The organism is Halococcus agarilyticus (assembly GCF_000334895.1).
GTDB lineage: Archaea > Halobacteriota > Halobacteria > Halobacteriales > Halococcaceae > Halococcus > Halococcus agarilyticus.
The window spans coordinates 1-10,459 of sequence record NZ_BAFM01000037.1 but is presented as its reverse complement, the minus strand read 5'-3'; the positions used below and the strand labels follow the sequence as shown (position 1 = coordinate 10,459).

The following is a 10,459-nucleotide window of genomic DNA, read 5'->3' as shown; positions in this document are numbered from 1 at the left end:
TACCAACTCGGCGTTAGCGGGGCGGTACGACAGGGACCTGAGTTACGGACTCACCGGTTCGGACGCAATCGCCGACGACGACAAGAGCGCCTCGGGCACCGTCTATGCGGGTACCGACACCTACGTCTTCGACGGTGACATCGAGAGCCTCAACGTGAACGGCAATGCGAAGGTCTTCCTCAATGGTGAGGAGATCGACCCCAGTCAGTACGGTTCCAGCGACAAGAACACGTTGGAGATCAAGGGTCAGGGAAGCGATTCGGCCTACAGCTTCAGCGTTAGTGAGGTGATCGACAGACAGCAGAGTGTCGGACTCAATCCTGCCGATTCGATCGCCGCTGACGACAAGAGCGCCTCGGGCACCGTCTACGGAGGTACCGATACCTACGTCTTCGACGGTGACATCGAGAGCCTCAACGTGAACGGCAATGCGAAGGTCTTCCTCAACGGCGAGGAGATCGACCCCGCGAACTATGACGGCTCGAATCAAGATCCATCGGCGGCATTCAGCTATTCGCCACAGGATCCCACTGCGGGTGCGGACGTGAGCTTCGACGGGTCGGGCTCGAGCGACGATAGCTCGATCGCGAGCTACGCGTGGGACTTCGGTGATGGATCGAGCGCGACGGGCGCAAACCCCACCCACGCCTTCGAGTCGGCCGGCGACTACGACGTCGCCCTGACGGTCACCGACGACCAGGGCGCGACCAACACCCTGACCAAGACTGTGACTGTCGCTGACGACGGGAGCGGTGGCAGTGGTGAGCTTGTCTACGCCGTCAATACCGGTGGTCCGGAGTACACTGCCGTAGATGGGACGGTCTTCGAGGCCGACACCGCGAACTCGTACTTCAGTGGCGGACAAAGCTACTCGAACAGCCAGCTCAGCGATGGTGACATCGCGAACACCGAGGACGATCCCCTCTACCTCACCGAACGCAGCGGAAGTGGAGGCTTCGATTACGCCTTCCCGGTGGATGAGGGGACCTACACCGTGAAACTCCACATGGCGGAGATCTACTGGGGCGCAACCGGTGGCGGTGCTGGCGGTGAAGGCCAGCGCGTCTTCGATGCGAACCTCGAAGGCGGCGAGGTCGAACTCGACGATTATGACCTCAACGCGGAGGTCGATCCGCAGACCGCGGTCACGAAGTCCTACGAGATCGAGATCACCGATGGCACGCTGAACATGGCCTTCAGCGCGTCGACCAACCAGCCAAAGGTCTCGGCCATCGAGATCGTCGAGGGCACCGATAGTGGATCGAACGAAAACCCGACAGCGGCGTTCAGCTACTCACCCCAGAACCCTGCGGCGAGTGAGGACGTGAGCTTCGACGCATCGGGTTCGAGCGACGACGGCTCGATTGCGAGCTACGAGTGGGACTTCGACGGCGACGGCCAGACCGACGCGACGGGCGCGAACCCCACCCACGCCTTCGATTCGGCCGGCGACTACGACGTTGCTCTAACGGTCACTGACGACCAGGGAGCGACCAACACGGTCACCAAGACCGTCTCCGTTGGCCAGTCTTCTGGCTCACCCGGCTCCGCGCTGGTTGAGATAACGCCAGGCAGCGGCAACATCGACCAGACGACCTACGGCGCCGGCAGTTATCAGGTCACGAACACCGGCGAGAAAGAGATCGCCTCGGTGTCGTTCGACCTGAGTTCGGCAACGTACCCGGACATGGTGTTCGATCCGCAAGGGACCGCGGGCGACCCGACCGGTGAAGGATTCAACATCGCCAGCGATGGCGGTACCGGCATCACAACCGCCGAGACGTCGGGTGGCGACTACAGCGCGTTCTCACAGCCCCACAACGAGCAGAACGCCGATGATGGCTTCGACGTGATGAGCGTCGAGTTCGACGACTTCCAGAACGGCGAGACGGCGACCTTCTGGGCCGACAACGATCCGACCAGCATCAAGGGTGCGACGATCGGCTCCCAAGAGGCCGGTCCGGTCTCCGGTTTGGAACTCGCCCGCTCGACGGTGACTGTCGAGTATGCGGACGGCACGACACAGACCACCCAGCTGATGGGTGACGGAAGTGTGGGTGGCTCGACCGCCGTGGTGAACGGCAACGAGGCACCCGCACCCTCGATCGGTGCGCAGGGTGTCTCGCTCGACGACAGCGTCCTCGACGACCACCACAGCGGCGCGACGGTCTCCGAGGCCAGCCAGACCGTCACGGTCTCCGGCCAGCCTGGTGAGACCGTCACACTCGTGCGCGTCGAGGGTGAACTCGCGCTGAGCAATGTGCCGAACGGCGGCTACAACATCGAAGACCTGGAAGCGAACAACGCGGTGAACGTCGAGTACGAAAGCGTTACTCTCGACTCGAACGGCGAGGCGACGGTACCCGTGACGCTGACTAGCTCGGTCGATGACGACGACGAAGCAGGCTTCAACTACTTCGTGGCCGCACACGGTGAGGGCTCCGACGACATGGGTCTCGCCTCGAGCGCCATGGTCCTGAAGTACGACCAGAGTGCTGGCGGCAACACCGCACCGACGATCGACGCAATCGACGATCAGACGGTGACCGAGGGCGACTCGGCAATCGTTCCGATCAGTACTTCCGACGACGACGGTGACTCGGTGTCACTATCGGTCAATGGCCCGGACTTCGTCAGTGTCTCGAACGGCGAACTGACGATCGCCCCGGAATCGGGCGACGCGGCTGACTCGCCGCACACCGTAGAGGTCACCGCCGACGACGGCAACAGTGGCACGGCCACTGAATCGTTCGAACTTACCGTCGAGGAAGCGTCCTCGGGTAGGAACGGTGCCGTCTTCGCGGTGAATGCCGGCGGCGGGGAGTACACCGCTGCCGACGGAACGGTCTACCAGGCGGATACGAACTTCGACGGCGGGTCGACGTTCGCGACCGGCAACGGGGGAACGCCCTCGGATCCCGAGATCACGAACACGGAAGACGACACGCTGTACTACACCGAGCGGTACGGGGCCTTCAGCTACAACGCGCCCGTCGAGAACGGCGAGTACGAGGTCGAACTGCAGTTCGCCGAACTCTACCAAGGCGTCGCGAACGACGGCGGCGAGGGCGCCCGGCTCTTCGACGCCGCAATCGAAGGACAGCAGGTCCTGAACGACTACGATATCTACGCCGAGACCGGCGGTCCGCACGCGGCGGTTACCGAGACCTTCACGACCGAAGTCACTGACGGTGAGCTGAATATCGGTTTCACCAAGGTCAAGGACAACGCAAAGGTCTCGGCGATCAAGGTCACGAAAGTCGACGATAGCAGCGGCGGCAACACGGCCCCGACGATCGGCGTGATCGACGATCAGACGGTCACTGAAGGTGACTCGGCAACCGTGCCGGTCAGCACTTCCGACGGCGACGGCGACTCGGTGTCGCTGTCGGTGAACGGACCCGACTTCGTCAGCCTCTCGAACGGCGAGCTGACGATCGCCCCGGAAGCGGGCGACGCAGCGGACTCGCCGTACACCGTGGAGGTTACGGCCGATGACGGTAACGGCGGGACGGCGACTGAGTCGTTCCAGCTCTCCGTCGAGGAGGAGTCCTCGGGAGGGGACGTCGGCTCCGCGACGGTCGCGGTGAACGACGGAGCCGGTATCGGCGCGAGCACCTACAGTGGCGGCTCGTTCGAGATCACGAACACCGGCGACAAGCAGATCGAATCGGTGACATTCGACGTCAGCGAGAGCCTTGTCCCGGATGCGGTGTTCGACCCCGACGGCACGGCTGGTGACTCAACGGCGAAGCAACTCAGTATCGACAGCGAGTCCGGTGACGGTGTCGGCGTGGTCAGCACGGCCGACGGGGACGTGTTCAGCCAACCACACAACGGACAGGACAACGCCGAAGGCTACGACGTCATGTCGATCGGATTTGACGACTTCGATGCGGGAGAGACGGTCGGCTTCTCGATCGACCTCGACCCGACGACGATCAAGGGCGTCTCCGGTGCCGGTGGCGCAGGCTCCGTTTCGGGGCTTGAGATCGCCGCCAGCTCCGCGACCGTTGAGTACGCTGACGGATCGACCCAGACGACCGATCTCGCGAGCGACGGCAGCGATGGCGGATCACAGGCGACCGCAAAAGCCGACATCCCCGACGCGCCGACGCTTGGGGTGCAGGGGGTCTCCCTGCAGGGAACCGATTTCCCCGGCCATCAGGCCGGGACGGTCAGCGACACTGCACAGACGCTCACCCTTAGCGGACCCGCTGACGCGACGGTGCAACTGACCCACGTGGTTGGCAGCGAAGGTCCGTCCGACGGGTACGACATCGACGACTACGAGATCGACAGCGCCGAGTCGGTCGACACGCAGTCGGTCACGCTCGACTCCAGCGGCGAGGCGACCGTGCAGGTGAGCCTCTCCGAGTCGAACCTCGATTACTTCGTTGCGAGCGTCCAAGACGGAACGGGCGACACCGGCCAGGCGTCGGACGTCGTGATCCTCGACTACGAGCAATCGGGCAGTTCCGGATCCCAGGCTCTGCACCGCGTGAACGTGGGCGGGCCCGAAGTGGCGGCGACCGATGACGGTCCCGCTTGGGGCGCCGACACGTCCAACTCGCCGAGCCAGTATCTCGTTGCAGGCGGCGCCATTCCGGGTGGAACGTACTCCGTCGGTAGCGTTGACGAGTCCGTCCCACAGGGGACGCCGGTTGAACTGTTCCAGAAAGAACGGTACGATGCCGACCAGCCCCCGGAAATGGCGTGGGAGTTCGCGGACGGAATCGAAAGCGGGCAAACCTACGAAGTCCGCCTGTACTTCCACGACGGCTTCTCCGGCACCGATGCAGCCGGTGAGCGCGTCTTTGGGGCGAACATCGAGGGCGGCGACGCCGAACTCCAAGACTTCGATATCATCGAGAAGTACGGCGACAACACTGCTGCGATGGAGTCGTTCGAGGTGACGGCTGGGTCGGATGGTGATATCGACATCGAGTTTCTGCACGGCGCGATGGAGAACCCGCAAGTGAATGCGATCGAAATCGTGGAGGCCGGACAGTAACGACAGCCAGCACTATTCTGACACTTCTTCTCATTTCGATAAATTGATTTTCTATTCTAGAATCATATTTTTCAATCTATTATGGATCACTGTGGTAGGTGATCGTTGCCGGGCTCATATGGAGAAGACGAGGGTAGTGAAGTGAAATACGTTACCGGACCGGAGCCACTAACTGCGCAACTAGGGAGATTATCGTCAGTAACCGTCGTCCGATCGAACCTCCAGGGTCGTTGCGACGAATGGCACGATCATGGTGGCCTCTAACGAGGCTGGCTATGGGTACGCCTTTGGGCATGCCCGTGGAGTATATCGCGAACGACGATACAGACACTACCTACGATTTTGAGGAACTCATAGAACTTTCGAGTTGGTGGCTATCGGGGAGGCCAACCTGGCGATGGGCTCGCGACTAAACAGCGAGAGGATCAAGTTCCTGAACGACTTTCACGACGCCAGCATTAGCCGGCGGGAGTACTAGTAGACGATCTATCAAAAACCTGACGTTACTGCCTTCAAGCACTCCGGCCATTTCCCGGTAGGGGATTCCCACTGAATGAAGCCGCACCGTGAGCGCCCTAAGAGCACTTGCGGACTTCTCGTGGTTCTAAGGAGTTCTTCGAAATACACCGCTGATTATCTCATGGGTGAACACGTAGACATCTTCATCTGGGGCAGGACGCAACTGCTATGACTGGGTCCCTGGTGGGTTAATCCGGGAATCCAAGAAATTCATCGCTCATATTTCAGATTGAGAGTTTCATCCACTACAGAAAATCTTTGCTCCCAGCCGCATTCAATGGCTGTTGAACGGGCGTTTTCAGCAAATTCATCTCGGGCTTCCTTGTTCTGGATAAGTTTTTCGAGTTGTGTTCGAAGACTGTCTGCTGACTCAGGCTCATATAACAATGCATTGCTATTCTTGGTGAGGATTCGCTCATGTGGATTGATACGGCTCGCCACTACCGGCAACCCCAGTGCAAGGTACTCGAAAATCTTCGCTGGAGAGCTAACTTGATACGCCTCGTATGCGGGTAGTGGAGACACCGCTATATCAGATTTCCCTGCTCGCTTTGGGATATCCTCGTGAGGTATCATTCCGTGCCACTCCACTTTGAGCGGACTCCCTTCTGAAGCGCGCGAGACGAGGTCAGAGATGTATTTTTCATCTCCCTTTCCGTAGAGATCCAGGCGAATATTTGCTTGCAATTCGGGAGGGAGACCGCTTACAGCTTCAATTAGCGTATCGATGTCACGGTGTCTGTTGAGCGTTCCCACATAGACGATACCGAGCCGGTCGTATGATTCTTCAGTTGGGGTGAACCGTGTTGTGTCGACCCCGAGCGGCAACAGACGGATAACATTGCGATCAATCCCGTAGTTGGATATCACAGTATCTGCAAGTGGTTCACTGAGCACGAAGACATAATGCGCCCAGCGCAAGGCAACAGTATGGACACACTTTCCGATCCACAAAAACAGCCCAAATATGAGTCCACGGTCGTCTTCGCTAGAAAATTCTACTGCTTGATCGTATGGGTCTGACTGAAGATCAAAGACAACTGTTGCTCCGAAGATCCAACGTCCGAGGAATGCAGGCAAGATGACGTTCTCGTAGCAGTAAATGATATCTGGTCGCTCTTTGAAGAGATAATACAACCAGTAAGGCGCTAAGATGATATTGAGGAGTAAGACTCCCGTGATACCGGTGATTGGTAGGGGATGGTTGATCGCATCCTCGACAGGTTCTTCAAGAGGTGCAAAGATATGGAGATCACTTCGTCTTGCGAGAAACTGTGAAAGATAGTAGGTTTCGGTACTTCCTTGAACCTTTGAGGCATTACTATTGTATATCAGGAATATTTTCTTTGTAGTTGTTTTTGTCTCCCATTCTATTTTGTAGATTCAGCGTGATTCTATGGTTATACTCACTAATTATGATGTCTACATCAGACTGATTCGGTGTTCTGTTGGCCATGTTCGTCCATCTCATAAATCAGTAATGGTTCACACCTCTCAAACCTATCCTCAGAAGCACAATTCCAGTAAGTCTATCTTGAATGGATTGATAATCAAAATATGAAATAGGGCTGTGAGCTACCGGAGGCGTCAAACACACAATTAATACAGACTCGAAACGATGTTAGTAGTACAGTCAAATTATCGATGAAGTCTGAATCTCCCAACCGTTCTTTTGTTTCTCAACTAGCACAGCAAGGAGGAATCGCATTCGTTGGAAAGATCTGTGGTCGGGTTTTTTCCTTCGGGTTTATCATCCTCGTTACACAGGCTGTTGCGCCAAATGTTTACGGCAAATTCACGCTCGCACTCGCAGCCGTAGTCATTATCCAGAACGTGTTCAGTTTCAATCTCAGCCAATCAATCGATTATTTTCTCCCAAAAGCATTGAATCAAAACGATGTTGGTTTAGCACAACGAATAGTTATATTTGTTATACAAGTGGTTGTTCTTGGCTCCTTAGTCGGAGTTTTCGTGATCGTTTTCAATCGAGGGCGAATCGCACAATTCTTTGATACACCGGAACTGGTGCCATACCTTGTGGTGCTATCACTCGTTCTCCCATTTCAAGCGGTTGTAAACGTACAAAAGACGATATTTAGCTCAGTTAAGCGGATGGAATTTCGAGTAATCGCCTCTGAAGCGGGTATTCCGTTTTTGAAATTAGTTATGGTCGTTCCACTCCTGTATCTCGGCTATGAGTTCATCGGGCTCGCTGTTGGCTACTTGATTGCTATTATCACCGCTTCACTCGTAGGACTCTACTTTATCACGAAGCACATCGGCACACTCAACGGCTCAATCCGGAGATTACTGCATCCTCCAACTCCACCAGTCTCCGATATGTTCGACTACGCATTTCCACTTTACCTAACGGGGATCGTCTATGCCGTGTCCGGGCAAATCAGTTACTTAGTGCTAGGATTCTATCTCGGTCCGTCTGAGGTCGGCGTGTATCGAGTTGCATATCAGCTCACGACTAACCTCACACTTGTGAATCTCGCCATCGCGCCGGTATTCAAACCGATGATTTCGGAGTCGAATAGTCGGGAGACGATTCAGGAGAAATACCGCCTCGCTACACGGTGGGTACTGTTGTTGACGATCCCGATGGCGTTGGTGCTCGCCATTGCACCAGAGACATATCTTCGTATCCTTTTCAGTTCAGACTATCTCGCAGCAAGTGTGGCAGTGGTTCCACTTAGCATCGGGCAATTGTTCAATGCGGTCACCGGTCCAGAAAGCATGTTAATAGAAGGAACCGGTCACACCCGAATTACGTTTCTCAATAGCTTTGCTATGGTTGGTTTGAATATTATATTATTATTCGCGTTAGTTCCAAAATTCGGCATCTTCGGAGCAGGATTGGCAACAGGTCTTGGATTCCTTCTCATTCCAGTGCTTGCGGCTATAGAGATTTACATTATCGAATCGATCCATCCATTCACTACAGATAGCATCAAATTCTTATTCGCCGGGATCGTCTCGGCAGCAGTTGGACTGGGTTTTGTCCGGATAATAACGAACCAGTATGTGATAGCGACACTACTCCCATTTTTAGTTCTGTTGATTTACATAGTTGTCATCCGTATTTTGAAGGGATTCTCAACCGATGAACGGCGTATTGCAGAACAAATTGATGAGAAAATAGAATACCGTATTCTACAACGACTGATATAGGAACCATATTCAATTATCTTATTTCGACTATTGTAATTGCGATTTGCGGCTACAGTAGAGCTTCTTGATAGACCTCTATCGTCTTCTCGGCAATATTCTCCCACGAATATCGTTCGTTGACCGACTCCAGATTCACCATGAGTTGTTCTCGGCACTCCGGATCCTGTAATATCCGTACTGTCTTGTCGGCAATTTCCTCAACGGCGTTCGAGTCTGCAACCAGTCCGGTATCGTCATGTTTGACATAGTATCCCATATCACCGACATCGGTTGCAACGACGGGCGTGCTGTAGCGGTACGCTACCCTGAGAACTCCGCTGGTCGTCGCATCATAATATGGAAGTACCACGGCCGTAGACTCGGTGAAATACTTAGCTGTCTGCTCCATTGAGATATAGCCCTGATCGAGTTCGATGTGGTCGTGGTCTTGCAGGCGTTGGATTATCCGCTTCCCCCATGCCTCGTCCGCAGAGTCTGATAGGTCACCGGCGACGACGGCGGATACGTCAGGGTGTCGCTCGGCCACTAAATCAAGCAACTCTGGTATCCTGTCGTATCCTTTGTTCTCACGTATGTGGCCAAAGAACAGTAGTTGATTTAATTCGGGTTCTGCACCACCCTCGGGAAAGTGTGTATAGACACCATGGGGAACGATCCGCAATCGGCCTTCACGGTATCCGGCAGCAAGAGCCTGTTTTTTTGTCTCTGGCCCATGAACAATCGTTCGGTCCATTAGCAACCCACCTAGTGCTCGTCCTTTCTCATTTAGGTCCGTCCCGAATAGCATTGATTCTTGTCCAGTATGTGACTGTGGGTCATGAACAGTCCCTACTATCTGGAGTCGCATCGCTTTCAAGATAGGTAGCAAGTACGACCGGAGCGGACCTGTAGTATAGAATGGAATGTGGACCACCGTAGGATCGATATATTGAATTTGGCGAATCACTGAAGCCAGTATTCCCATTCGGTCTATCATCCCGGAGAGGAAATCATCTCTGCTGGGTATCGTACTACCCTGAGCAGGCATATCGAATGTATGTATCTTTACTTCCGAACTAAGCAGCGCCTGAAATTCCGTATCATCGTAATCCGGAAGTAACACATGAGTATTAATTCGTGTTGCAAGACTGTTAGCCAACTGCGCGGAATACTGCCCAGCTCCCGCGTCAACCCCTACACCGAGTAGCAAAACTCGTGTTGGCTTGTTCATGCCAGTAAGCAATCATTCCTAACTATTTAGCGATTTCTTCTTCTAAAAGCCGTTGTTAATAGTAGAGTTTTCAATACCTTTCACAGCATGATGTTAAAATATCGATAAAACTCAATATCCACAAATTAAAGCAGTATGTTATTCGCTCAGAGTGTCAGCCATCCTCCCCCATCCACCAATCTCATTCATGAGATCGCAGCTCACTCCACGTCTTGTAGCAACAGTTATCTGGCTGTCTATTGCATCATGGGTAATGCGGGAGTTCGAAAGCCGCCTGTCCCTCTCACAAATTCCTGAAGTAATCGCTGTCATATTTTTCTCAGTTCTTACGCTGCTAGCAATATGGGCGGACAAACGACTTCCAACTTACGTAATTGGAACACTTGCAGTCGGCACGTTTCTGGCTTGGTTCGTTCGAACTCCCTCAACAATACGCTCCATTTCGAAGCGGACAAGCAGATCTCTGGCCACCATCTGCTATCTCGGGGTGGTGGTCATGGTCATCCTTGCGCGAACTTCGTCCTTCGGGATCCCTCTCT

General features: G+C 54.9%; 5 protein-coding genes. 3 read left to right on the top strand and 2 right to left on the bottom strand.

The features are described from left to right. Positions 1 to 5,014, top strand: a 5,014-nt coding sequence (locus tag TX76_RS16810) for a malectin domain-containing carbohydrate-binding protein (RefSeq protein WP_154019144.1), incomplete at its 5' end; no start/stop codon positions are given. A gap of 729 nt (positions 5,015 to 5,743) precedes the next feature. Here the strand turns inward: TX76_RS16810 and TX76_RS17360 are convergent. Continuing rightward, positions 5,744 to 6,865, bottom strand: a complete 1,122-nt coding sequence (locus tag TX76_RS17360) for a glycosyltransferase (RefSeq protein ID WP_267462378.1) — start codon at positions 6,863 to 6,865, stop codon at positions 5,744 to 5,746. A 312-nt stretch (positions 6,866 to 7,177) separates the two neighbouring features. Here TX76_RS17360 and TX76_RS16805 point away from each other — a divergent pair, with 312 nt between their 5' ends. Continuing rightward, positions 7,178 to 8,710, top strand: coding sequence for a flippase (locus TX76_RS16805; protein WP_079890889.1), 1,533 nt, complete (start codon positions 7,178 to 7,180; stop codon positions 8,708 to 8,710). Between the two features lie 49 nt (positions 8,711 to 8,759). Here the strand turns inward: TX76_RS16805 and TX76_RS17355 are convergent, their stop codons facing one another. Then, complete coding sequence (locus TX76_RS17355) at positions 8,760 to 9,920, bottom strand: glycosyltransferase family 4 protein (protein ID WP_079890888.1); 1,161 nt, start codon at positions 9,918 to 9,920, stop codon at positions 8,760 to 8,762. 253 nt (positions 9,921 to 10,173) lie between these two features. Here TX76_RS17355 and TX76_RS18460 point away from each other — a divergent pair. After that, the coding region (locus tag TX76_RS18460) for a hypothetical protein (protein WP_228842430.1) at positions 10,174 to 10,459 on the top strand (286 nt) is incomplete at its 3' end.

Bases quoted from the DNA above. Each gene is read 5' to 3' on its own strand.
- TX76_RS16805 (WP_079890889.1), top strand. From the start codon at position 7,178: ATGAAGTCTGAATCTCCCAACCGTTCTTTTGTTTCTCAACTAGCACAG.
- TX76_RS17355 (WP_079890888.1), bottom strand. From the start codon at position 9,920: ATGAACAAGCCAACACGAGTTTTGCTACTCGGTGTAGGGGTTGACGCG.